The organism is Peptoniphilus catoniae (genome assembly GCF_901447155.2).
Classification (GTDB): domain Bacteria; phylum Bacillota; class Clostridia; order Tissierellales; family Peptoniphilaceae; genus Peptoniphilus_E; species Peptoniphilus_E catoniae.
On the sequence record NZ_LR588413.1, the window covers coordinates 199,219 to 223,532 of the forward strand.

Annotated in this window: 22 protein-coding genes and 1 tRNA gene; 2 read left to right on the forward strand and 21 right to left on the reverse strand. The window is 31.0% G+C overall.

Annotation, left to right across the window (positions count from 1 at the left end):
- The first annotated feature begins 76 nt into the window (after positions 1–76).
- Both fumC and ychF read left to right on the forward strand, forming a co-directional pair.
- Positions 77–1,441, forward strand: coding sequence for a class II fumarate hydratase (gene fumC / locus PEPCATONIAE_RS01180; protein WP_138159061.1), 1,365 nt, complete (start codon positions 77–79; stop codon positions 1,439–1,441).
- A 47-nt stretch (positions 1,442–1,488) separates the two neighbouring features.
- The gene (gene ychF / locus PEPCATONIAE_RS01185; RefSeq protein WP_138159063.1) at positions 1,489–2,583 is read left to right on the forward strand and encodes a redox-regulated ATPase YchF; all 1,095 of its coding nucleotides are present in this window, start codon (positions 1,489–1,491) and stop codon (positions 2,581–2,583) included.
- Positions 2,584–2,682: 99 nt separating this feature from the next.
- Here the strand turns inward: ychF and PEPCATONIAE_RS01190 are convergent.
- The 21 genes from PEPCATONIAE_RS01190 to asnA all read right to left on the reverse strand — a co-directional run bounded on the left by PEPCATONIAE_RS01190 (position 2,683) and on the right by asnA (position 24,278).
- Positions 2,683–2,758: transfer RNA gene (locus tag PEPCATONIAE_RS01190), tRNA-Arg, on the reverse strand.
- 1,109 nt (positions 2,759–3,867) lie between these two features.
- Complete coding sequence (locus tag PEPCATONIAE_RS01195) at positions 3,868–4,719, reverse strand: hypothetical protein (RefSeq protein WP_138159065.1); 852 nt, start codon at positions 4,717–4,719, stop codon at positions 3,868–3,870.
- The gene (locus tag PEPCATONIAE_RS01200) at positions 4,716–5,138 is read right to left on the reverse strand and encodes a SoxR reducing system RseC family protein (protein WP_138159067.1); all 423 of its coding nucleotides are present in this window, start codon (positions 5,136–5,138) and stop codon (positions 4,716–4,718) included. Before PEPCATONIAE_RS01200 ends, PEPCATONIAE_RS01195 begins: the two co-directional genes overlap by 4 nt.
- 8 nt (positions 5,139–5,146) lie before the next feature.
- Positions 5,147–6,922: an aspartate--tRNA ligase gene (gene aspS / locus PEPCATONIAE_RS01205; RefSeq protein ID WP_138159069.1), complete on the reverse strand. Its 1,776-nt coding sequence runs from the start codon at positions 6,920–6,922 to the stop codon at positions 5,147–5,149.
- 113 nt (positions 6,923–7,035) lie between these two features.
- Positions 7,036–8,571, reverse strand: a complete 1,536-nt coding sequence (locus tag PEPCATONIAE_RS01210) for a Mur ligase family protein (RefSeq protein WP_138159070.1) — start codon at positions 8,569–8,571, stop codon at positions 7,036–7,038.
- Entirely contained in the window at positions 8,561–9,934 is a 1,374-nt protein-coding gene (gene hemZ / locus PEPCATONIAE_RS01215) for a coproporphyrinogen dehydrogenase HemZ (RefSeq protein WP_138159072.1), read from the reverse strand. The genes PEPCATONIAE_RS01210 and hemZ overlap by 11 nt, the downstream gene beginning before the upstream one ends.
- Positions 9,931–10,539: an MBL fold metallo-hydrolase gene (locus PEPCATONIAE_RS01220; protein WP_138159074.1), complete on the reverse strand. Its 609-nt coding sequence runs from the start codon at positions 10,537–10,539 to the stop codon at positions 9,931–9,933. Before PEPCATONIAE_RS01220 ends, hemZ begins: the two co-directional genes overlap by 4 nt.
- A complete protein-coding gene (gene dtd / locus PEPCATONIAE_RS01225; protein ID WP_138159076.1) occupies positions 10,539–10,988 on the reverse strand; it encodes a D-aminoacyl-tRNA deacylase in 450 nt (149 codons plus the stop codon). The genes PEPCATONIAE_RS01220 and dtd overlap by 1 nt, the downstream gene beginning before the upstream one ends.
- A gap of 9 nt (positions 10,989–10,997) precedes the next feature.
- The gene (locus tag PEPCATONIAE_RS01230) at positions 10,998–13,142 is read right to left on the reverse strand and encodes a RelA/SpoT family protein (protein WP_138159078.1); all 2,145 of its coding nucleotides are present in this window, start codon (positions 13,140–13,142) and stop codon (positions 10,998–11,000) included.
- A complete protein-coding gene (gene recJ / locus PEPCATONIAE_RS01235; RefSeq protein WP_138159080.1) occupies positions 13,139–14,908 on the reverse strand; it encodes a single-stranded-DNA-specific exonuclease RecJ in 1,770 nt (589 codons plus the stop codon). The genes PEPCATONIAE_RS01230 and recJ overlap by 4 nt, the downstream gene beginning before the upstream one ends.
- Positions 14,909–15,003: 95 nt before the next feature.
- Positions 15,004–16,353 (reverse strand): thioether cross-link-forming SCIFF peptide maturase, encoded by a 1,350-nt coding sequence (gene scfB, locus PEPCATONIAE_RS01240; RefSeq protein ID WP_246060400.1) that lies wholly within the window; start codon positions 16,351–16,353, stop codon positions 15,004–15,006.
- 54 nt (positions 16,354–16,407) lie between these two features.
- Positions 16,408–16,554 (reverse strand): six-cysteine ranthipeptide SCIFF, encoded by a 147-nt coding sequence (scfA, locus tag PEPCATONIAE_RS01245; protein ID WP_045078064.1) that lies wholly within the window; start codon positions 16,552–16,554, stop codon positions 16,408–16,410.
- Between the two features lie 11 nt (positions 16,555–16,565).
- Positions 16,566–16,856 (reverse strand): preprotein translocase subunit YajC, encoded by a 291-nt coding sequence (yajC, locus tag PEPCATONIAE_RS01250; protein ID WP_138159084.1) that lies wholly within the window; start codon positions 16,854–16,856, stop codon positions 16,566–16,568.
- Between the two features lie 28 nt (positions 16,857–16,884).
- Positions 16,885–17,997, reverse strand: coding sequence for a tRNA guanosine(34) transglycosylase Tgt (gene tgt / locus PEPCATONIAE_RS01255; RefSeq protein WP_138159086.1), 1,113 nt, complete (start codon positions 17,995–17,997; stop codon positions 16,885–16,887).
- Between the two features lie 7 nt (positions 17,998–18,004).
- The gene (queA, locus tag PEPCATONIAE_RS01260) at positions 18,005–19,027 is read right to left on the reverse strand and encodes a tRNA preQ1(34) S-adenosylmethionine ribosyltransferase-isomerase QueA (RefSeq protein ID WP_138159088.1); all 1,023 of its coding nucleotides are present in this window, start codon (positions 19,025–19,027) and stop codon (positions 18,005–18,007) included.
- A gap of 10 nt (positions 19,028–19,037) precedes the next feature.
- Entirely contained in the window at positions 19,038–20,171 is a 1,134-nt protein-coding gene (locus PEPCATONIAE_RS01265) for a SpoIID/LytB domain-containing protein (protein ID WP_138159090.1), read from the reverse strand.
- Positions 20,168–21,145, reverse strand: a complete 978-nt coding sequence (gene ruvB / locus PEPCATONIAE_RS01270; RefSeq protein WP_428842293.1) for a Holliday junction branch migration DNA helicase RuvB — start codon at positions 21,143–21,145, stop codon at positions 20,168–20,170. The genes PEPCATONIAE_RS01265 and ruvB overlap by 4 nt, the downstream gene beginning before the upstream one ends.
- 44 nt (positions 21,146–21,189) lie before the next feature.
- Complete coding sequence (gene ruvA / locus PEPCATONIAE_RS01275) at positions 21,190–21,777, reverse strand: Holliday junction branch migration protein RuvA (protein WP_138159094.1); 588 nt, start codon at positions 21,775–21,777, stop codon at positions 21,190–21,192.
- Position 21,778: 1 nt separating this feature from the next.
- Positions 21,779–22,273 carry a crossover junction endodeoxyribonuclease RuvC gene (ruvC, locus tag PEPCATONIAE_RS01280; protein ID WP_138159096.1) on the reverse strand — a complete coding sequence of 165 codons (495 nt, stop codon included), beginning with the start codon at positions 22,271–22,273 and terminating at the stop codon, positions 21,779–21,781.
- A gap of 39 nt (positions 22,274–22,312) precedes the next feature.
- Positions 22,313–23,089 (reverse strand): hypothetical protein, encoded by a 777-nt coding sequence (locus PEPCATONIAE_RS01285; protein ID WP_246060401.1) that lies wholly within the window; start codon positions 23,087–23,089, stop codon positions 22,313–22,315.
- A gap of 190 nt (positions 23,090–23,279) precedes the next feature.
- On the reverse strand, positions 23,280–24,278 hold the full coding sequence (gene asnA / locus PEPCATONIAE_RS01290; RefSeq protein WP_138159098.1) for an aspartate--ammonia ligase: 999 nt from the start codon (positions 24,276–24,278) through the stop codon (positions 23,280–23,282).
- Positions 24,279–24,314 lie beyond the last annotated feature (36 nt).

Sequence of the window (24,314 nt, forward strand, 5' to 3'; positions counted from 1 at the left end):
AACTATGCTTAATTGATATTTTAAATTTTTATCCTTATACTTAAATTATATATAATTTAAATATGGAGATTGAAAAATGAAATACAAACTTGAACATGATGCCATGGGTGAGATACAGGTTCCAGCAAATGTATATTGGGGCTCATCCACTCAAAGATCATTAAATAATTTTAAAATTGGAAAAGATAAAATGCCCTTGGAGCTTATTTATGCTATGTCTATACTAAAAGCAGCTTGTGCTATAGTCAATTTTAAAAATAAAGATTTGTCCGAAGAAAAATCTAATGTAATTGTAGATGTTGTAAATGAAATTATTTCAGGTGAACTTGATGATAATTTTCCTCTTAAAGTCTTTCAAACAGGTTCAGGCACTCAAACTAATATGAATATTAATGAGGTAATAGCAAATAGAGGAAATGAAATTTTAAAAAGAAAGCTTTTACATCCAAATGATGATGTTAATATGTCCCAAAGCTCTAACGACGTTTTTCCAAGCGCTATGCACATAGCAGCTGTAATTGAACTTGATAAGCACCTTATTCCACAGTTATCAAGTGTTATAGAAACCTTTAAAGGCCTTGAGGAACAATACGGTAATCTCGTTAAAATAGGAAGGACTCATTTACAAGACGCAACACCTATAAAATTTTCCCAAGAACTTAGCGGATACAGAACTATGCTTGAAAATTCAAAATCAATGATATCTTTGTCCATGGAAAATTTGCTAAAACTTGCTATAGGTGGAACTGCTGTAGGTACCGGTATAAATGCAAGAAAAAACTTTGGAAATGAGGTCTGCTCAGTTTTAAGAGATAAACTCAACTATGATTTTATTTCTTCTGAAAATAAATTTCACTCTCTTACATCAAAAGATGATTTAGTTTTCGCTCATGGTGCTCTAAAGGCACTTAGTGCAAACTTATTTAAAATAGCTAATGATATAAGGCTCCTTTCCAGTGGACCGAGATGCGGTATAGGAGAGTTGACCCTTCCTGAAAATGAACCCGGTTCTTCTATAATGCCTGGAAAAGTAAATCCAACTCAGGCTGAAGCTTTAACTATGGTATGTATACAGGTTATGGGTAATGATGCAGCAATAGGATTTGCAGCATCTCAAGGGCAATTTGAGCTTAATACTTTTATGCCGTTGATTATATATAACTTTTTAAATTCGGCAAGGCTTCTAACTGATGCATTAAATTCATTTAATATAAATTGTCTTAAAGGTATTAAACCTAGAGAAGATAAAATGAAGGCTTACCTTGACAAATCTTTAATGCTTGTAACCGCCCTTAATCCATATATAGGATATGAAAACTCTGTAAGAGTTGTAAATCTTGCATATAAGGAAAATCTATCTCTTAAAGAAGCCGTTATAAAATTAGATCTACTAAGCTCTGAAGATTTTGATAGATTTATGGATCTTGAAAAAATGCTGTAGTTAGTTCTTCAGTATGGTATAATACATTGATGAAATGAGGCGATATAATGAAACTTGGAATAGTCGGACTTCCCAACGTAGGAAAATCCACTCTTTTTAATGCCCTGACTGCCGCAGGTGCTGAAGCTGCGAACTATCCATTTGCAACTATAGATCCTAATGTAGGAATGGTTAAGGTTCCTGATGAAAGACTTGATAAGCTTAGCGAAATCAGCAATAGTCAAAGAATTGTAAATGCTTCCATTGAATTTTTTGATATTGCAGGTTTAGTTAAAGGTGCCAGTAAGGGAGAAGGACTTGGAAATCAATTTTTAGCAAATATTAGAGAAGTTGATGCAATAGTACATGTTGTAAGGTGCTTCGATGATGAAAATATAATACACGTTGACGGAAGTGTAAATCCTTTAAGAGATATTGAAAATATTAACTTGGAACTTATTTTCTCAGATCTTGAACAAATAGAAAAAAGACTTTCAAAGGTAGAGAAACAAATTAAAGGTGACAAGAAGCTTAAGCCTGAATTTGATCTTCTAAAAAAACTTCTGCAAATACTTGAATCAAATCAATCAGCAAGGAATCTAGAACTTAGCGAAGAAGAGGAAATTTTAATAAGAAATTATGCCCTTTTAAGCTTGAAACCTGTAATATATGTGGCAAATGTTTCTGAAGATGACATTTCAAATAATCCTTTAAGCAATAAATATGTTAAGGAGGTATCTGATTTTGCTAAATCTCATGGAGATGAGATGGTAGTAATAAGCGCTGAAATAGAATCACAAATTCAGTCTTTACCTGATGATGAAAAAGAGCTCTTCCTTGAAGAACTTGGCCTTGACAGTTCAGGCTTAGACAAACTTATTAAATCCAGTTATAAACTATTGGGCCTAATAAGCTATCTAACTACAGGCGAAATGGAATCAAGAGCCTGGACAATTAAAAAAGGTACAAAAGCTCCTCAAGCTGCAGGTAAAATTCATACAGATATAGAAAGAGGTTTTATAAAAGCAGATATTATTTCCTATGATGACCTTATAGTTTGCGGATCTATGGCAAAGGCTAGAGATAAGGGCCTAATAAGATCTGAGGGAAAAGAATATATAATGAAGGACGGAGACGTAGTTAACTTTAAATTTAATGTATAAAAATAACCACTTGGTTACTAAGAAACTTAAATCTTAAATTCCAAGTGGTTTTTTATTAATTTTAACTATTTATGAGGTTTTATATAGTTTATATAAAACTGGAGCACCCGGAGGGATTCGAACCCTCAATCTCTAGCTTCGGAAGCTATTGCTTTCTCCTTTAGGCTACGGGTGCAGACCTCTAGTAGTTTCGAGGATTTCTGGTAATCTTTGTTGTTTGAATTGTTTTGAATGTATTCTTCCTCAATAGTATTCAAATCTATTTTATAAAGAGGCTTTTGTAGACTGTCATAGAAATATAAACAGGATTTACCATCAGAAGATATCTCTTCTATTAAAAATATCTTCTTATCACTATCAGCCATAAATTTTAAATTTTTACCATCTTCATAAGGACTTGTAAAAATATCTATATCTGAAATATAATTTGCATTTTCTGAGTAAGTATCTATTAAAAATAAATAATTATCCAAAATTTTTTTATAAATATCTTTGTCTAATTTTAAATTTTCATCTAAAGAAAACTTTTTTATTTCCATGCCAAGAGTTGAAGAATTACTGCCCATAGAACCCTTGGTTAAAAGCTCTGTGTAATTACTTAATGAATATAGGCCCATGTAATATTTTTTTAATAATATAAGATCCTTGGAAAAATCCGATAGACTAAGGTCTATATTATTTTTCAATAGACCCTTTTGTTCAAGATTATTATAAAGCAAATATTTTATATAAAAATTTTCAGTTTTATCTAAATATTTAAAAGTACCTATATACTTATTAATTCTATTATTGTCCTCTACAATATTTTCAGATATATCTGTATAATAACTGTCAGCAAAAAGGAAAGAACCGATTATTAAATTTCCATAATAGCTTTCTTCTGGAGCTGGGTCACCATTATAGTAAATAGTTTTTATTGTCTTTTTATCTTTGGGCTCGTTTTCTAAATATTCTATCCTCATGTTGCTCATATTTACGTTTATATCAGATATTCTAGAATCATCATATAGCTTTATTAAGGAAGCTAAGTCGAGGTCATTGCTATTTGTAGATAATTTTTTTTCAAGATCTTTTACTTTACTTATTTTATCACTTAGAGACTTATTCTTTTCATTAAGGATTTCTATATTTGCATTTTTTTCTTCTATTTTACCTTTTATAATATTATTGTCATTCTTTAATAATTCTACATTATTTCCCTTCCCTTCCATATATGTATAGGAAAGGCTGATAATGCAAACGGATACTACTAAAGCAATGATTGTAACTATTAATAAAGATTTATTACTTAGCCTTTTCATAATTATCACTTATTTCTTTAAGGGTTTCTATAATTCCCTTATTTTCATAAAAATCTTTAAATAAATCTGAGTTGGTTTTCTTTAAATTATTAAGTCTATCTGATGAAAGCTTACCTGTTTTAAAACCTGATTTTTCAAAAAATCTGTAAAGATTATACATGGCATCTATTTGAGCTTGAGTGCTATTAAGATTAACATCATAGTCAGTAAGACCTTTACTTATTGAATATAGGTCCTGGCTATACGGTATAGTCATAAAAAGAAATATATTATTCTCCTTACTCCAAGAATTAATCGAGCTTAAATATTTAATAGTTCCTTCAGATTTTGCATAGTCTAAAAATGATACAATGTTCAATTCTTTATAAAGGTCAGGATTTAAGCTGTTTAGTTCGTTTTTATTTGAAAGGTCAGAAAATTTTGACAAAAGATCTTCAAGTTCTTCACTTTCATAATAGTCTCCTTTATAGAAATCAGAACAAGCTTTAATATTTTCTATAATCTGAGCTTTTATTTTTTCATTTTCATTACTATAATAAGCCAATTCTTCATCCAACAAATCTTTTTCGTCAATATCAGGATCAAAACCATAAGTTTTTGAAAAATCTACTTTTTTTTGTTCAAAATCAACAGAAAGTTTATTATAGGTATTTTTTAATTCTTTTTCTTGACTGTTTAAATTCTCAATTTCCGCCTTTAATTTTTGATTTTCCTTGGCAAGTTCTTCAGAAGAATTAGCTTTTAAAAGAGCAAAGCCCCCGAAAAAAAGTGAAAAAACCAATATAATTAAAGAAAGAATTGAAAGAATATATAAAAATTTGGAATTTTCTTTCATGCTTCATACCTTTTCAAAACTATTATTTCTTTAACATCCTTATAATTAGAATCTATTTTTTTTATTATCAAGTAAGAAATAACCATAGACGCTATTCCAAAGATAAAAGATATTAGCTGATAATTTTCTGTCTTTTCCTTTAGAAAAAAGTTTGAAGAAACAACTCCAACTATAAAAAATACCAAAGGTAAACCATAAATCAGTAAAATAAATCTCAAAAAGTTTTTACTATTTGTCTCTATTAAAACCTTATCTCCTACCTCAGCATTTATAGAATTATAAAGAGTTTGAGTATGAACCTTTGACTCAGCACACTTGGCTGCACAGGATTCACAGCTTGTACCGCAAGAGGCTTCTCTAATTGATGCAACCTCAATAGTATCGCCTTTAACTTTAGTTACTATTCCTAAGCTTTCCATATAATCACCTATTTTATAACTTTAATATGGACTTCCTCCAAAGCATTTGAGTCTAGTTCTGTAGGTGCTCCAGTTAATAGATCCGTAGCGGATTGAGTTTTTGGAAATGCTATTACATCTCTTATACTTTCCGCTCCTGTAAACAACATCATAAGTCTATCTAAACCGTAAGCAATTCCTCCGTGAGGTGGAGCTCCATACTTAAATGCTTCTATTAAAAATCCAAACTTCTCTTCAATTTCACTATCTTCAAAGCCCATAGCCTTAAACATTTTATTTTGTATATATGGGTTGTTGATTCTTATGGATCCTCCGCCCATTTCATCGCCGTTTATAACTAAGTCATAGGCCTTAGCTCTCATATTTTCTATGTTTGAATCAAAAAGGTCTACATCCTCGTCCATTGGAGATGTAAATGGATGATGCTTTGCTACAAATCTTTCTTCCTCCTCATCATACTCAAATAGAGGAAATTCAGTTATCCAAGTAATTTTATATTCATTTTTATCTATAAGATCCATATCTTGTGCAATTTTATTTCTAAGATTGCCTAAAGAATCATAAACTACCTTATCCCTATCAGCTACAAACAGCAAAAGGTCCCCATCTTCTGCTTGCATTTTTTTCACTATCTTCTTCTTTGAATCTTCATTTAAAAATTTAGATATTGGAGATGATATACCTTCTTTTTCAATTTTCATCCAAGCAAGCCCTTTTGCCCCAAAATCTTTTACAAAATCTTCAAGCTTTGATATATTCTTTCTTGAATAGTGTGAGGCACCGTCTTTTACGTTAATACCTCTTACACTTTTACCATTTTCTACAGAAGATTCAAAAACCTTAAATCCACAATTTTCTACACAATCAGATAAATTCACAAGTTCCAACCCAAATCTCAAATCAGGTTTGTCTATTCCAAATCTGTCCATGGCTTCTTGATATTTCATTCTATTAAAAGGAACTTCCAAATCTATATTAAGCATTTCTTTAAAGGCTTTTTGTATAAATCTTTCATTTACCTCTATAATATCATCTATATCTATGAAGGACATTTCCAAGTCTATTTGAGTAAACTCAGGTTGTCTGTTAGCTCTTAAGTCCTCGTCTCTAAAACATTTTGTTATTTGAATATACTTATCTATTCCTGATACCATTAAAAGCTGCTTCATAAGTTGAGGTGATTGAGGTAAAGCATAAAACTTACCTTCATTTACCCTACTAGGTACTAAATAATCCCTTGCTCCTTCAGGAGTTGGTTTTGACAGCATAGGAGTTTCTACTTCTATAAAACCTTCATTACTGAAAAAGTCCCTTGTAACCTTGTAGAACTTTGATCTCGCCTTTAAATTTTTTTGCATTGAAGGTTTTCTCAAATCAAGGAACCTATATTTAAGTCTCATGTTTTCAGCAACATTGTCATCGTCTTTAATATAAATAGGCGGAACCTCTGATTCATTCAAGATTCTAAGTTCTTCTGCAAGAACTTCAACATAACCTGTGTCTATATTCTTATTAATTGAAGATCTTTCTCTTATTTTCCCTTTTACGGCTATTATATATTCAGATCTTAGCCCTGAAGCTTTTTCAAATAAATTCTTATCTACAGTATCATCAAAAACTACTTGAGCTATACCCTCTCTATCTCTTAAATCTAAAAATATAATTGATCCTAAGTTTCTTTCCTTAGCGACCCAACCCATAAGGACCACTTCTTGTCCTATGTTATCTTTTCTTAATTCTCCACAGTAATGAGTTCTCTTTAAACCTTTTATATTATCTAGCATAAATCCTCCTAAAAAAACTCGTCCGAAAAGGGACGAGTCTAAACACCCTATCAGGTGATCTATCATAATTTAACAGCAATTTAATTATAATCTTGCATTAATATACTGTCAAGCTAACAAGTTCTTTGTTCAACTTTAAATTCAAACTCTCCATTATCTTTTATAAGATTTTTATCTTTCATATATGAATAAGCAAACTTTGCACCTTTATCCATTCCTTGGCAACCTGCAAATAAAACTATGTCACCATCTTCTACAAGAGTTAAAATTGATTCTATTGAGTCCTTTAAATTTTTATAAATTTTTACTTTAATTCCATTCTTGTCCATAACGCTCTTGAAAACTTCAAGTTCATCATCTGACACCTTATCTTTTGAAGAAACAGTGTCTTCACTCATGCTGGCATAAAAGGTTTTAACCTTTAGTTTTTTTAACCACTTTGCAGTTACTTCAGCACATTCTCTATTAAGATTAACTCCCCTATTACCTCTAATGGCATAAACCATTCTCATATTATTAAAGTCCATTTTAGATAGAGTTTTTAAAGTAACCTCAATATTTCTGACATTGGCATAGTGATCATCTATGATTTTAAAATCTTTGTCATAAATCATTTCAAATCTTCTTTCAACACCTTTAAAGCTGTTAATGGATTCTTGTATAATCTTAGTATCCACACCTTGAACAAGAGCCACTATAATCGCTACAAATGAATTCATAACAGACGAATATCCTGCTACCGAGAGTTCAATATTAAAAGCTCCCTTTTTAATAAGTCTGCCTTTTGCCTCTATGTCTTTTAATATATTAAATTTATATTTTCCAAATCCAGTAGATAAATCAAGATTTGAAATTGAAAAGTCATAATTATCGTTTTCTAAGGAGTAAGATAGTACCCTCGCCTTGGTTTTATCCTTAAGAGCTGCTATATGAGGAAAATCCATATTTAAAATTGCAATGCTATTTTCACTTGCTTCTTTAATGAGCTTGGATTTAACAGCATAGTAATTTTCAAAGCTACCATGCTGATCAATGTGTTCTCTGCTAAAATTATTAAAGGTTACTATGTCAAAATCTACATTTCTAACTCTATAAAGTTCTTCAGCGGAAGAAGATACTTCCATAGTTACCTTATCAATGTTTTTATTAACCATATCTGCAAAAAACTCCTGTAAGTTATAAGATTCAGGAGTTGTTAAAATTGAAGGTATATTTACATTATCATATTTAACATAAACCGTTCCGATAATACCTGTTTTATAACCTGCATCCTTGTAAATTTTATCTACCATAAAAGATGTTGTTGTTTTGCCATTAGTTGCTGTAATTCCTGTAATATCCAATTTTTTTGAAGGATCATTAAAAAAGTTCTTAGAAATATCCGCAAGAGTCTTTCTGGAATTTTCTACTTTTATTTGAGCTATATCAATATCCTTAAAGTCTTCAACTATTGCAAGACAAGATCCCTTAGCTAAAGCTTCGGCTATAAATTTATGTCCGTCTGTAATATAACCCTTTATAGCCACAAATAAAGAATTCTCCTTTGCCTCCTTGCTATTGTAACAAATAAAGTCAATATTTTTTTCAAAATCCACTTCAAATTTTGTATCTAAAATATTAACCCCTTTTAATATATCTTTAAGTAACATTTCTCACCTCATTATAAAATTCAAGTTTTTTATTAAAAATTTCACTATTTCTAGACAAGTAGTCTTTCATATTTTTAAAATTAATAATTTGATTTATTTTTCCATTTCTAACAAATTTTGTAGATGCTCCCATTCCAAAACCTATAATATCATGAAATTCTTCTATCATAACTATATTGTAGATAGACTCGTGTCCACATCTAGTATATCCTATATTCTCGCCGTTTCCAATTATGTGTTTCTGTCTATATAAATAATAGGGATAATAGTTTCTTTTTTCTAAATAGCTTTTTGAAAAGTTTACTGCATCATTTATTTTAATTCCAAAATTATATTCATTTTCATAAAGCTTAGAGCCTTTTTTCAAAGAAAGATTATGAATTGTAATATTTTCAGGTTTAAGACTTTCTATATATTTAATGCTTTTTTTCATATCTTCACAATCTTCACCTGGAAGTCCAAGTATTAAATCCATGTTAATACTTTCAAATCCTAATTTATTTGCAAGCTCATACTTATCTTCTATATCTTTAATATCTATAGGTCTATTAATTAAAGCTGAGCTTTTAATATTTATAGTTTGAGGATTTATACTTATTCTATTTACGCCATAGGATTTAAGCAAATTTAACTTCTCAAAATCTATGGAGTCTGATCTTCCACATTCAACTGTAAATTCTCTTGGTATATTAAAGTTTTTATTAAGAACTTTTAAAACTTTATCCAGCTCTTTAATTGGGATAGAGGTTGGTGTTCCTCCTCCTATATAAATTGAAGTGGGATTTCTTTTTAAATATTTTGACTCTTTTTCAATTTCACTAACAAGTTCATTCACATAGTTTTTAATTCTATCATTATCTATTAGCATGGAATTAAATGAGCAATAACTGCAGATGCTTGAACAAAATGGTATATGAACATATATACTGTAAGATTCATCATTTAAAGATTCTAAAATTTTGTTTTCTGTTTCTGCTATTTTAAGACTTAGTTCAGCTTTTTCTTTTGAAAGTAAATATTTGTTTATTAAAATATTTTCAGTATCTTTATAGGAATTTAAATTTAAAAGTTTTCTTGTAAGTTTTACAGGTCTTACTCCCGTAAGAATTCCCCATGAAGAGTAATCCATATATTCAGATAAAGTCTTATAAATAGAAACTTTTATATTATTAATTGAATTTTCACTTTCATCCTCAAGGTAAATGACTTTATTAAAATCGCATGAATTTATTTTTATCTTTCCAGCTTTTAAATCCACTTCTACATAAATAGAGTTTTCCCCTAAATAAGAAGGAAAACTCATACTTAAAAACTCATATATTTTGTGAACTACAAGTCCATCTTCACAAGTAATCTTTATCATAATATACCTTTAATAAAGGGATTTGTAGCTTTTTCGTCACCTATTGTTGTCTCAGGACCATGTCCCGGAAGAACTAAGGTATCTTCAGGTAACTCCATAAGATTTTTAAGGGTATTCAACATTGTTTTATAATCTCCGCCTTCAAAATCCGTTCTTCCAATAGATCCTCTAAAAAGAGTATCTCCGGAAAATAAAATATTATCAATTAATAAACACATTCCATCAGGAGTATGCCCCGGAGTTTTTATTACCTTAAAATAATTTTCTCCAAAAGAAATCTCTTCTCCATTTCTGACAAGAACATCTGCACTTACTTCTTTGCCAATTTCAGATGATCTCTTTTTTAGAATTTCATTTTCATGCTTCCCTATATATGTTTTAACTTTAAAATATTTACTTAACTCCTCCATGGCACCAAAATGATCCGGATGAGCATGAGTTACTATTATTTTGTCTACTTTTAGGTCCCTATGTTCAATAGTTTCTCTTATATAGTCACTTTGAGCACCTGGATCAATTATAATTGCTCTGTTTTCTTCATCAAATACCACATAACAATTTGCCTGATAGGAACCAACAATAAGCCTTATTATTTTAAAATTCATTAAAACTCCTTTCTGCTATCCAAAAGTATTGTTACCGGACCATGATTTATTAATTTAACATCCATATCTGCACCGTATTCTCCGGTTACAATATTTATTCTATCTTCTTTAGCTTTATCTATAAATTTTTGATACAAATTTATTCCTTCATTAAATTTAGCAGCTCTTACATAACTCGGCCTGTTGCCTTTTCTTGCATCTCCGTAAAGGGTAAATTGAGATACTAAAAGGATATCCTTGCCTTCATCAATTAGACTTTTATTCATAATCCCGTTTTCATCATCAAAGACTCTAAGATTGACAACCTTTCTATATATATAATCAAGATCCTTATCTTGATCCTCACCTTCAATCCCTAAAAGAACCATAAGGCCTTCTTTTATCTTTGATATTTCCTTTCCATCTACTGTTACGCCGGCTTCCTTAACCCTTTGTACTACGGCTCTCAATTTAACCTCCTAAGCTTTAATTCTATATGCATCTATTACATTATCTATCTTTCTTATTTTGTCGAGAATTTTGGTCAGTTCTTCCTTACTTTTTATTTCAACTATTAAATTAAGGTATAAATCCTTGTCCTTATTGACCCTTGCATTTAAGGAACGTAAAGCTATTTTTGAAGCGTTTATCTTACTTGCAACATCTGATATTACATTGCCTTTATTAAAGGCTCTTACTTCAATTTCTGTATTGTAACTTGCTCCTTCATCGCTATCCCAATAGACTTCAATGAGCCTATCTGTATCTTTTAAGCCTTTAATATTTGCGCAATCAACTCTGTGAACTGAAATTCCTCTACCTATGGTTATATAGCCTACTACCTCATCTCCCGGAACTGGATTACAGCACTTTGCGAACCTAACTTTAACATTATCTATATCCTTAACTATAATACCGTCTTGAGATATTTTATTTTGTTTAGCTGAAGGAGTTGGCTCAACTATAGGAGGTTCGCTTTTATTTTCTTTTTTATAAATATCTATAAGCTTTGAAAATACCTGATTAATAGTTATGCTTCCAAAGCCTAAACCGGCATATAAATCATCTAAGCTGTTTAGGCTCATCTTATCTTTAATTTCATTTAGCCAATCTTCTTTAACTATATCAGAAACTCTGTAGCCTAATCTTTTAGCTTCATGTTCAAGATTTTCTTTGCCTCTCTCAATATTTATATCTCTATCCTTTACCTTAAAGTATTGTTGAATTTTTTTCTTTGCCTGGTTGCTTTTTACTATCTTCAGCCAGTCCCTTGACGGTCCGGAATTTGAGTTAGTAATAATTTCTACTATATCTCCACTTTTTAAAATATAATCCAAGGCAACAATACGTCCATTAATCTTTGCACCGGTACAGGTATTTCCTATAGCAGAGTGAATCCTATAGGCAAAATCTATAGGAGTTGATCCTTCCGGAAGATTTATTACATCTCCCCCAGGAGTGAAAACAAACACTTCGTCAGCAAAGAAATCAATTTTTAAGGTTTCTATAAAATCATTAGGATCATTAAACTCCTTTTGCCATTCCAAAAGTTGCCTTAACCAAGTTAAATTCTCATCAAATGAAGTTGTTTTAGTAGTGCCGGATTTATATTTCCAGTGAGCGGCAATACCATACTCAGCAGTTTGATGCATTTTATAGGTTCTTATTTGCACCTCAAAAGTTTCTCCGTTGTCATCTATTACTGTAGTATGAAGAGATTGGTAATTATTAGGTTTAGGCATAGCTATATAATCTTTAAACCTACCTGGAATTGGTTTCCATAAGGTATGAACCACTCCCAAAACTCCATAACAATCTTTTATATCGTCTACCAAGACTCTAATGGCTGAAAGATCATATATTTCATCAAATGCCTTTCCTTTTATTTTCATTTTTTTATAAATCGAATAAAAATTTTTCGGTCTGCCGTGGATATCAGCCTTTATATTTACCTTATCAAGGTTCTCCTTTAAGATTGCAATTGTCCTGTTGATTATATCTTCTCTTTCATTTCTTCTCTTATTAACCATGTCCATTAACTGGTAATAGTTTTCCGGATCAAGGTATCTTAAAGATGAATCTTCAAGTTCCCACTTAATTCTACTCATACCAAGTCTATCAGCAATAGGAGCATATATTTCAAGAGTTTCCATTGCTTTCTCTTTTTTCTTGGCGTCTGTCATATACTCAAGAGTTCTCATGTTGTGAAGTCTATCAGCAAGCTTTACTATAATTACCCTGATATCCTTTGCCATGGCAAGAACCATTTTTCTAATGTTTTCAGCCTGTTTTTCCTGCTTTGTTTTATAATTAAGTTTTTTTAACTTTGTAACTCCATCAACTAAATCGGCTATTTCTTCTCTAAACTCATTTTTTATATCATCATAGGTTACATCTGTATCTTCAATAGTATCGTGAAGAAGCCCTGCAATTATTGTAGGAGTATCCATATTCATATCTGCTAAAATCATGGCAACATTTAAAGGGTGTACAATATAATCTTCTCCGGAATTCCTTTTTTGCCCTTTATGGTGCTCGTAAGCCATATTATAAGCCCGCTTTAGCATATCAACATCTAAATCAGGATTGTATTTTTGTATTTTTTTAATTAATTCATCAATCATAAAACAACACCACTTACCCTATAGTTACTAATATTAAGCTGGATAGTGTTAAGACCTTTATAAGTATTAATTACAGGTGTATAAATAATATCCAGACTGAAATCCGACTTTTTATAATAAAATAAAGATTCGACCCTATCTTCTCCTACATATAAAGCTAGATCTTTTTTTAATTCTTCAATGTCTTTAAAGAGCAAACCATAAAATTCTGCCTTTCCATCACTTAACAAGATTTTTATAACATTTCTATTTTTGCCAAGAACATTTATATCTAATATTGATAAGTTTTTACTGACAAAAAGAGGTCTGGGATTGCCATTACCAAAGGGCTTTAATTTTTCTATTTCAAAAATTAAATAATTGTCTATATCTTTAAAATCTATCGCCACGTCTATATAAATTTTTCTTACTAAATCATCTTTTTTTATTTGTGAACTATTATTTACCTTAACAACAAAATCTTTAAAATTATCCTCTCTTAAAGAAAGACCACAAGCCATTGCATGCCCTCCAAATCTCTCTAAAAGATCCTTGTGTTCAGAAACTTTTTCAAACATGTTGTAGGAGTCTATACTTCTTCCTGATCCTTTTAATAGGTCCCCGGATCTTGTTAAAACTATAGTAGGATGATTGTATTTTTCTTTAATTTTTCCTGCTATTATTCCCACCACAGATTCCTCAAGATTTTCCTTTCTAAGTATTAAAACAGGAAATTTTTCAGTTATCTTATACTTTTCAATAGTGTTTTCAATTTCTTTAAAGCCGTCATTAGTTAACTTTTGTCTTTGAGCATTTAGCTCTCTTAAATAGTTAGCAATTTCACAAGCTTTTGCATAGTCTTCCTCAAGTAAAAGTTTAATCGAAGTGTAAGCGGTTTCAAGCCTTCCACTTGAATTAATAGTAGGACCGATTATAAATCCTATATGGTAAGAATCAATCTCTCCTTTTCGAATACCTGCTTTTTCAATTAAAGCCCTTAGCCCCACATTGTCAGTTTCATTAAGATTTTTTAGACCAAAATAGAGAAGATCTCTGTTTTCAGACTTAAGAGGCATAACGTCACAAACTGTTGCTATAGCAGCAAATTCAAGATATTTTTTATAAAAGGAGTCAAGATCCATTCCCTGTATTCTAACAAGATATTCAATAAGTTTAAAGGCAACAAAGGCGCCACATATATCCTTAAATGGATATTTAGATCCAACTATTTTCGGATCTACAAGTGCATTTGCCCTCGGTAGTTTTTCTTTATTTTCGTATAAAGGAGGTTCATGGTGATCTGTAACTATTATTTTTATACCTTTATTAATACAGTAATCTACTTCTTCAATAGCTGCGATTCCGTTATCACAAGTTAATATTAAGTCTATATTGTCATTTGCGGCCTCATCTATCATAGACTTATTAATGCCATAGCCGTCTTTAACTCTAGATGGTATTCTGAAATCAATATCAGCTCCCATATCTAAAAGACCCTTATATAAAATATAGGTGCTCATAACCCCGTCTACGTCATAATCTCCCATGATTCTTATTTTTTCTTTTTTATTTATGGAGCTTAAAATTATGTTAGATGCTTTAATAAGGTCTGGCAAAAGAAGAGGCGTATTTAAATTATCAAGGCTAGGATTTAAAAATTTTACTATATCATCTTCACTGTTTATACCTCTATTAACCAATATTTTATATAAAAATTTACTTATTTTAAGTTTTTTATAGTCTGTTTGTAAACTGTCTTCAGCCTGTTTTAAAAACCACTTTTCCATTGAATCACCATCACCAATTATAGCTAAGTATAACACAAATATAGTACAATTAAAATAATCTACAAGTCATAAAAAAAGAACGGCTAACCCGTTCTTTAGTCTTGCTCATTTGCAACTATGGATATGGCACATTCTATCCTTTTCTTTTCCATCTCGCAACCTATCTTAAATGGTTTTGTTATGGTGCCGTTTGAGTAGTAGGCGTTGGCATGGCAACCCCCGCTACAATAATACCTTGCCCAACAGCTAGCACAATCCTCTTTAGTATATACGTTGCTGCACTTAAAATTATCTCTAAGTTCAGTGTTTACTATACCGCTATCCAAATCTCCAAGCTTAAAGTCCTTTTCCCCTACAAATTGATGGCATGGATATATATGACCTTCCGGTGTAACTGCAACATATTCTGATCCTGCTCCACAACCCACAGTCCTCTTTACTGCACAGGGACCTTGGTTTAAATCTATCATAAAATGGAAAAATAAAAAATCTTTATCCTTTTTCCTAATATTTATATAATCCTTACTCAAACTAACATATTCGTCTAAAATTTTTGCCAAGTGTTCTTCTCTTATGGCATAAGGTTCTTTTTCGTCAGTAACTACAGGTTCAATAGAGGTTTTTTTAAACCCTTCATCATAAAAAACTTTTAAATCCTCTGAGAAATCCAAGTTTTCATTAGTGAAGGTTCCTCTTATGTAGTAATCCTTGTCTCCTCTTTTATCAACTAGTTTTTTAAATTTAGGTACTATTATTTCATAAGAACCTTTGTTGTTAACTGTAGGCCGCATGTTATCATTTATAGATTTTCTTCCATCAAGGGATAGAACAACATTATCCATATTCTCATTTATAAAATCTATTTTTTCATCATCTAGTAAAACTCCATTGGTAGTTATGGTAAATCTAAAGTGTTTGTTATATTCTCTTTCCTTTTCTCTACCGAATTTAACAAGCTCCTTTACTAAATCAAAATTCATCAAAGGCTCTCCTCCGAAAAAATCCACTTCAAGATTTTTTCTATTTCCTGAATTTTCTATAAGAAACATTAAAGCCTTTTTACCAACTTCTTCAGACATTAAAAGCCTCTCGCCCTTAAAATTTCCTTGGGCTGCAAAGCAATACCTACACTTTAAATTACAATCGTGTGCTACATGTAGACACATTGCCTTAATTATATTCTCTGAATTATAGCTTGGTTTAAGATAGCTTTTGTCTTCTGTAAAAAGCATCTCTTCATCTTTTAAAAAACTTATTTCCTTAAGAGCTTCTCTTATTAAATCTTCTTTATATTCACTCTTATGCTTATTAAGTATCTCATTTTCAGATAAATTATTAAAATCTTCTATTAAGTCATACACTATTTTATCTACTAAATGAACCGATCCACTTGGTACATCTAATACTATATATTTATCATTTAAATAAAATTTATGTATATTCATACATTCTCCCATATCTATTTAAAAATAATAAAAGGGCGGTTGTTACCTACCCTTCTACTTGTCAGTATTTTCGCATTTTTGATTTCCAACGGTACAACTTGTTTTACATGCTGATTGACATGATGTTTGACATTCACCACATCCACCCTTTGCAAATGTATCTTTAAGTCTCTTACCGGTAAGTGTTTTTATAAGTTTCATATGTACCTCCATTATGCTTTTAAATCTTCCTTATCTGTAACTACGGAGTTAATTCCCCATTTCATAAGTTCAATATTTGTTTTGTTTGCTGAACTTTCAATTACAATATAATCTTCTTTAATTAAAACTATTTTTCCCTTTATACCTCCTATAGTTAGAATTTCATCTCCAACCTTAAGGTTTTCTCTCATATCTTTAATAGCTTTCTCTCTCTTCTTTTGTGGTCTTATAAATAAGAAATAGAAAGCCACCATTATTAGTACAAAAGGACCAAAGCTTCCTAGAAGTGTAGCTGTATCCATAATATTACCTCCTACCTACTAACATATATTAATTATAACCATAATTTTTATAAAAGTCATCTTTAAATAATTCAAAAGTATCATTTTTTATTGACTCTCTTATTTTTTCCATTAATTCAATTAGAAAGTGAAGGTTATGAATTGTTGCAAGTCTTAGAGCCAACACTTCATCTACATTAAATAAGTGTCTAATGTAAGCCCTTGAATAATTCTCACATGTATAGCAGGAACAATTTTCATCAAGCTTAGAAAAATCTTCTTTATACTTAGCATTTTTAATTACAAGTCTTCCCTTAGATGTCATAACTGTTCCATTTCTAGCAATTCTTGTAGGTAGAACGCAGTCTGCCATATCTATGCCTCTTTCAACAGCCTCAAATAAATAATCAGGAGATCCTACTCCCATTAAATATCTAGGCTTTTCTTTAGGCAGAAAATCAACAGTATAGTCAAGTATATCGTTCATAAGCTCAAGGGGTTCTCCTACACTTAGACCTCCTATAGCATATCCTGGAAAATCAATATCCACTAAACCTTTTGCACTTTCCTCTCTAAGGTCCTTGTACATTCCTCCTTGTACTATTCCAAATAGTGCTTGTTTATCTGTAAGATTATGATGTTCTTTACATCTTTTTGCCCATCTTAAAGTTCTTTTCATGGAGTTTTCAATATATTCATAGGAAGCAGGATAAGGTGCACATTCATCAAAGCTCATTATAATATCTGATCCTAAAATATTTTGTATATCTATTGATTTCTCAGGAGATAAAAATTGCTTAGATCCGTCAATATGGGATCTAAACTCAACACCTTCTTCTGAAATTTTTCTATTGTCGCTAAGACTAAAAACTTGAAATCCACCACTATCTGTAAGTATAGGCCTATCCCAATTCATAAACTTGTGCAGCCCTCCCGCTTTTTTTATTATTTCGGTACCCGGCTTTAAAAATAAATGATAAGTATTGGATAGTATAATCTGTGCTTTTAAATCTTTTAATTCCTCAGGTGTCATAGTTTTAACTGTTGCTCTTGTACCCACAGGCATAAATATAGGGGTCTCAATTTCACCATGATTAGTGGTAATTTTCCCAAGTCTTGCCTTACACTCTTTTGATTCTTTTAATAGTTCGAATTTAAACATACATCACCTAATATATAAACATTGCATCGCCAAAGCTGAAAAATCTATATTCTTTCTTTATTGCCTCACTATATGCTTTAAACATAAGCTCCTTACTGCTAAAAGCACTAACCAACATAAGTAAAGTTGATTCCGGCAAATGAAAATTAGTTATAAGAGCATCAATAGTTCTAAACTTAAACCCTGGATAAATAAAAATATCAGTCCATCCGGATTTTTCTTTGATACTACCGTCATCTTCAGCAACCGATTCTATAGTTCTTACAGAAGTAGTTCCTACAGCAATTACTCTATTTCCATTTTTCTTTGCCTTGTTGATTTTATCGGCAGCTTCCTTGTTAATTATATAGAACTCAGAATGCATTTTATGATTTTCAACATCTTCAACTTTCACAGGTCTAAAGGTCCCTAGCCCTATATGAAGAGTTATGTAGGCAAGCTCGACACCTTTAGCTTTTATCTCATTAAGAAGCTCTTTGGTAAAGTGTAGCCCTGCAGTTGGCGCAGCAGCAGAACCCTCCTCCTTTGAGTAAACAGTTTGATAACGATCTTTATCTTCAAGCTTTTCTTTTATATAAGGAGGCAAGGGCATTTCTCCGAGCTCATCTAGAATCTCATGGAAAATACCTTCATAATTAAATTTTATAAATCTGCTCCCGTCATCTGAAAGATCTACTACTTTCCCACTAAGCCTATCTGAAAAAATTATTTCTGAATCTATTTTAGTCTTCTTTCCAGGTTTAGTTAAACACTCCCAAATATCATCCTCATTTTGTTTTAATAAAAGAACTTCTATGCTCTCCTCTTTACCTTTTCTATGGCCGAAAATCCTTGCAGGCATTACCTTTGTATCATTTAATACCAGTACATCTCCTTTATTAAGATAATCTATAATGTCATAAAAATGCTTATCTTCCATGGATCCGTTTTTTTTATCTACCAATAATAATCTAGAACTTGATCTGTCCTTTAAGGGATGCTGTGCTATTAACCTCTCCGGCAAATCATAATAAAAGTCTTCGGTTTTCATAAAATCCTCTCTAAATATCTTCTACTACAGTATTTGGAAAATAGAAATTTAAAATTTCCTTATAATTAAAGCCTGATTTTGCCATTTCTACTGCACCTACCTGACTAAGTCCAACCCCGTGACCATAGCCTTTACCGTTTATTACAAAATCGCTGCCGTTATTTGTAATATTAAATAAAGTACTTTTAAACTTTGTATTTCCAAGAATAGATCTTAATTTAGCTCCTGTAATTTCTTTATTACCATCGCTCCCTATAAGTAAAATCTTCTTTGCTCGACCCGAACTGTCATATTCACTTATTTTAAAATCTAAAATACTTCCTATTTGTATATTATTCTTACTTAAAATGTCCTTTAATTTTTCCACATTAATTTTATATTCCCACTTATCTAAAACAGAATAAGGATCTTCTTTAGATACCATATAAGGACAAGATTCTCCTCCCCACACTTCGCTTATATCCGCTGTAATTCCACCTGAAGAACTCCCATAAACAGTATTTGCAACTTTGCCTTCATGTTTAACAACTATCCCCTTAGTTTCTAAAACCGCTTCATTTGAACTTTTTTCTTCAGCGCTTTTACCGCCATAAACTTGGCATGCTGTAGTATCGTCTAAGTTATAGCCTAATTTAGAATACTTATTTATATTAGATAAGGCAAAAGACCTTGCTACAACCGCTTGAGACTTCAATGCATCTTTAGGCGAACTGGCAGATATCTCTTTAGGCACTACACCCTTTAAATAGTCTTCAAGTTCTAAATAATTAATTATTGAAAGCTTTTTATCTTTTACAATAAAACCTATAGCTCCTCTATATTCATTTTTTATTTTTAAAAAATCATCACTTAAAAGCATTAAATTAGCCTTATTGTCAAAATCCTTTGAAAATATAGTTTTGTTTTTTAAAATTAACTTATCGTTTTCAAGAGAAACTTTTACCTTAGAACTATTTAGATCTAAGATTTTATTAAAATTTTCATCTACAACATAAATATTTGATTTTGATGTAATAGTTACCTCTTCTTTTTCACTATAATTTTTGCCTATTTTTACCTTTATGTAATTGCCCTCAAGAGCAAATGCTCTAGTTGGCAACAAGGTCAGAATAAATAATAATGCTACTAAAAAAATTCTTTTCATAAGAAGCTCTCCTGTTCCCTATACTCTATACCAAAATGATCATAGGCAGCTTTGCTTGCCACCCTGCCTCTGGGAGTACGATTTATAAATCCTATTTGCATAAGATATGGTTCATAAACATCTTCTATTGTTATTCTCTCCTCACCTACAGATGCTGCTATTGCATCCACTCCTACAGGTCTACCTGAGAAATTTTCAATCATAGTTAAAATAATTCTTCTGTCAAGATTATCTAAGCCGTAATTATCTATTCCAAGCATATTTAATCCTTTTATTGCTACAGATTCAGTAATAACTCCTTTTTCTTTAACTTCAGCAAAATCTCTTACTCTTTTTAAAATTCTATTTGCAATTCTTGGAGTACCTCTTGATCTTTTTGCAATTTCAACAGCTCCCCTATCCTCAATTTTTATATTAAGAATCTTTGCTGATCTCATAATTATTTCTCTTAGAGAATCCTCATCATAAAGTTCAAGATTCAGTAAAACCCCAAACCTATCCCTTAAAGGTGATGTCAACTGTCCCGGTCTTGTAGTGGCTCCTATTAGGGTAAATCTTTCAAGATCCAACCTTATTGACCTTGCAGATGGACCCTTGCCTATAATAATATCTAATGAATAATCCTCCATGGCAGGATACAATATCTCCTCTACAGATTTATGTATTCTATGAATTTCATCTATAAAAAGGACATCATTTTCATTTAAATTGGATAAAATACTAGCTAGATCTCCTGCTCTTTCTATTGCTGGGCCACTTGTTACCTTTATATTAACCCCCATTTCATTGGCTATTATATAGCTTAAGGTAGTTTTACCAAGTCCCGGAGGTCCACTTAACATAACATGATCTAAAGGCTCATTTCTTTTTTTTGCGGCCTCTATAAATATTTTTAATTTTTCAACAGCCTTGCTTTGACCTATGTACTCATCTAACCACCTAGGTCTTAGGTTGTTTTCAACTCCATTGTCCATGGGAGTAAAACTTGGTTCGACGATTCTATTATCTTCCAATTAAATTACCTCCCTAAATTTTTAAGCCCTTCTTTAATCATTTTTGATATTTCAAGATTCTCATCTACACTCTTTAGAGCTTTTTGGGCTTCATATTTATTGTAACCTAAGCTTATTAAGGCTTCAACAGCAGGACCCTTAGCATCTTCGTTAACTATTTCAGTTTCTTTTTCATCTTCAATGTGTATATCAAACTCAGAAACCTTATCCTTTAATTCAAGTATTATTCTTTGGGCAGTTTTCTTTCCTATGCCGGGAGCTTGAGTAAGAATGTCAATGTTAGAAGTTCTAATGGCCTTTATTATATCTGCAATACTTAAATTAGATAAAACACCTATTCCTACCTTAGGTCCTATGGAGCTTACAGTCGTCAATAAATCAAAAACCCTCCTTACATCCCTTGTTAAGAAGCCATAGAGTGTTAAAGAGTCCTCTCTTACAACAAGTCTCGTATAAATCTTCACATCGTCGTCAGGAGAAAGCTCTCTAATTTCTATTTCGGACATATTAATCATATAACCTATGAAATTAGTTTCAACTACTATATACTTATTGTTTATTTCAGTTACCGTTCCCCTTAAAAAATCTATCATTTTATTTCATCCTATATAAATTTTTATTTTTTAGGCAAAGAGCATGTATAAGTGCTACTGCAAGTGCATCTGCAGCATCGTCGGGCTTAGGTATTTCGTTTAGGTTAAGTATCATTTTAACCATTTCTTGAACCTGAAATTTTTCAGCTCTGCCATAGCCTACTACTGCTTGCTTTATTTGCAAGGGAGTATATTCATATAAATCTTGATTGTACATTTTTGATGTTAATATTAAAACTCCTCTCGCATGAGAAACAGTAATAGCTGTCTTAACATTTTTATTAAAAAATAACTCTTCAAAGGCTATATCATCAGGGTTATATTTTTTAATAATACCCTCTAAATCTCTATTTATTTTTAAAAGTCTATCGGGAAAATTCATTTTTGCCGGGGTCGTTATTACTCCATAGTCAAGTGTTTTATACTTATTCCCCTTTATCTCTATTAACCCATAGCCTATAGTTGCAAGACCCGGATCTATTCCTAAAATTATCATAATTTCAAAAAAACTAAGATTATTAATAACCTTAGTTTTTTATTTATACCTCTTCATTACTTTATCATTTACACCATTCCAAAAGGCATTTTCAAATACCCTCATGCCGTCTCTATACAAAAACTTCACTATTTTTCTATTAAGTCCTAAAAGTTCTTTCTTGCTTAGATACGAATTCACTTCTTTAAACTTTCGGGTATCATTATCATCTTTTGGTTCAAGATTCAAAATCAACTGTCTATCTAAACTATCATTAAGTTTCATAATCTTTCTCTTTAAAAACTTAAGATTAAATTTAAATACTGAATCATAAATATAGGATCTTGTAGTATTGCTTCTTCTAAGATCTTTGATAATGCTTTGCTTTAAGTTTAAAATTTCGCTGTTTTTTATTTCATAATTAAACAACTTTTGTCTTATATACAATTCTTCCAGGCTTATGTACTTAAATGTGAGGATTTCAAGTCTATTCGCAGCTTTTATGGAGTTTGCCCCAGCTCTATATCCTTCAAGATATAAAAAAAGTTCAAATCTATTAATATCTGGATATATTAGAGAAGATATGTTATAAGCTATAAGCTCCTTGCCTTCTTTATCCTTTAAAAATTTAAGTATATCTTTCTTTAAATGCTTTAAGGATATGTATGCAGGACTTATATTCTCTATCTTCCCTTCAAATTCATATATATTCAAAAGGATGTTAAGAGACTCTGTATCGCTATCATATAAAAATTTTTCAATTAGAAACCTCTTTATATTTTTTAACGAAAACTTTTCATCCTCATTATTTTTTAAACTTTTAGACATAGCTTCCATAAAAAATCCTCCGTTGCAATGTCTACATTATACTATAAATTCTTAAAAATGTGAAAGGATAATTAAAATATAAGACCGATTTGATATATACAGATCGGCCTTATATTTTTAAGCTGTTTAGTTGTCTTGCTTAATATTAATTTTAAATTTTTAAATTATAGATAATAATTTTTAATAGAAATATTATAAACTACAATAAAAATATATTTTCATCTTTTGCCAGTTCTAATGTAGCATTATCCCATATAGATGCTTGTACTTCTCCAATATGTTTTTTCTCAAGGAAAAACATACATAACCTTGATTGACCTATTCCTCCTCCTATAGTAAGAGGAAGTCTGTCCTCCATTATTGCCTTATGAAAATCCATAGACAGTTTTTCAGTTTGATTCATAGCCTCTAATTGAGATTTAAGAGAGTGCTTATCTACTCTAATTCCCATAGATGAAAGCTCAAAAGCGCAATCTAAAATTTCATTGTAAAATAAAATATCGCCATTAAGCTTCCAATCATCGTAATCTGCACTTCTCGCATCGTGAGGCTCACCATTGCTAAGCTTGTCTCCTATTCTCATTATAAAAACAGCCTTTTTCTCTCTACAAATTTCTCTTTCTCTTTCCTTAGCTGTAAGATTAGGATATTTATCTAGAAGATCTTGTGAATCTATAAAGAAAATTTCATCTACAAGCTTTTTCTTAAGTGCAAAGGGATAGACTTGATTTATATACTCTTCTGATCTTTTGAAAACTTCATATATTTGTCTAACGACAGTTTTTAAAAACTCCTCATTTCTATCTCCGGACTTAATAATTTTTTCCCAGTCCCATTGGTCAACATACAAAGAGTGAAGGGCATCGAGCTCCTCATTTGGTCTTATAGCATTCATATCCGTATATAGACCTTCGTAGCATCTGAAATTATATTTATGAAGAGCACTTCTTTTCCACTTTGCTAAAGATTGAACTATTTCAACATTAATTCCATAGTTGGTAATATTAAAATTAACAGCCTTTTCATTAGCCCCTAGATTATCATTTAAACCGGTTTCCGGTCTTACTACAATAGGTGCAGATACTCTTGCTAAATTTAAAGTATTCGCCAAATCTCTCTGAAAATAGTCCTTTAAAGATTTAATCGCCATTTGTGTTTCTTTTAAGTTTAAATAAGTTACCTCTGAATTGTTTCGCATTTTTCCTCCATATACAAAATAAAAAGACCTCTTGAG

Bases quoted from the DNA above. Each gene is read 5' to 3' on its own strand.
- queA (WP_138159088.1), bottom strand. From the start codon at position 19,027: ATGAAAACCGAAGACTTTTATTATGATTTGCCGGAGAGGTTAATAGCA.
- asnA (WP_138159098.1), bottom strand. From the start codon at position 24,278: ATGCGAAACAATTCAGAGGTAACTTATTTAAACTTAAAAGAAACACAA.
- aspS (WP_138159069.1), bottom strand. From the start codon at position 6,922: ATGCTAGATAATATAAAAGGTTTAAAGAGAACTCATTACTGTGGAGAA.
- yajC (WP_138159084.1), bottom strand. From the start codon at position 16,856: ATGGATACAGCTACACTTCTAGGAAGCTTTGGTCCTTTTGTACTAATA.
- PEPCATONIAE_RS01220 (WP_138159074.1), bottom strand. From the start codon at position 10,539: ATGAATTTTAAAATAATAAGGCTTATTGTTGGTTCCTATCAGGCAAAT.
- PEPCATONIAE_RS01200 (WP_138159067.1), bottom strand. From the start codon at position 5,138: ATGGAAAGCTTAGGAATAGTAACTAAAGTTAAAGGCGATACTATTGAG.
- PEPCATONIAE_RS01195 (WP_138159065.1), bottom strand. From the start codon at position 4,719: ATGAAAGAAAATTCCAAATTTTTATATATTCTTTCAATTCTTTCTTTA.
- scfB (WP_246060400.1), bottom strand. From the start codon at position 16,353: ATGAATATACATAAATTTTATTTAAATGATAAATATATAGTATTAGAT.
- PEPCATONIAE_RS01265 (WP_138159090.1), bottom strand. From the start codon at position 20,171: ATGAAAAGAATTTTTTTAGTAGCATTATTATTTATTCTGACCTTGTTG.
- ruvC (WP_138159096.1), bottom strand. From the start codon at position 22,273: ATGATAATTTTAGGAATAGATCCGGGTCTTGCAACTATAGGCTATGGG.
- PEPCATONIAE_RS01230 (WP_138159078.1), bottom strand. From the start codon at position 13,142: ATGATTGATGAATTAATTAAAAAAATACAAAAATACAATCCTGATTTA.
- fumC (WP_138159061.1), top strand. From the start codon at position 77: ATGAAATACAAACTTGAACATGATGCCATGGGTGAGATACAGGTTCCA.
- ychF (WP_138159063.1), top strand. From the start codon at position 1,489: ATGAAACTTGGAATAGTCGGACTTCCCAACGTAGGAAAATCCACTCTT.
- hemZ (WP_138159072.1), bottom strand. From the start codon at position 9,934: ATGATAAAGATTACTTGTGAAGATGGACTTGTAGTTCACAAAATATAT.
- recJ (WP_138159080.1), bottom strand. From the start codon at position 14,908: ATGGAAAAGTGGTTTTTAAAACAGGCTGAAGACAGTTTACAAACAGAC.
- ruvB (WP_428842293.1), bottom strand. From the start codon at position 21,145: ATGGACAATGGAGTTGAAAACAACCTAAGACCTAGGTGGTTAGATGAG.
- scfA (WP_045078064.1), bottom strand. From the start codon at position 16,554: ATGAAACTTATAAAAACACTTACCGGTAAGAGACTTAAAGATACATTT.
- PEPCATONIAE_RS01285 (WP_246060401.1), bottom strand. From the start codon at position 23,089: ATGGAAGCTATGTCTAAAAGTTTAAAAAATAATGAGGATGAAAAGTTT.
- PEPCATONIAE_RS01210 (WP_138159070.1), bottom strand. From the start codon at position 8,571: ATGTTACTTAAAGATATATTAAAAGGGGTTAATATTTTAGATACAAAA.
- tgt (WP_138159086.1), bottom strand. From the start codon at position 17,997: ATGTTTAAATTCGAACTATTAAAAGAATCAAAAGAGTGTAAGGCAAGA.
- ruvA (WP_138159094.1), bottom strand. From the start codon at position 21,777: ATGATAGATTTTTTAAGGGGAACGGTAACTGAAATAAACAATAAGTAT.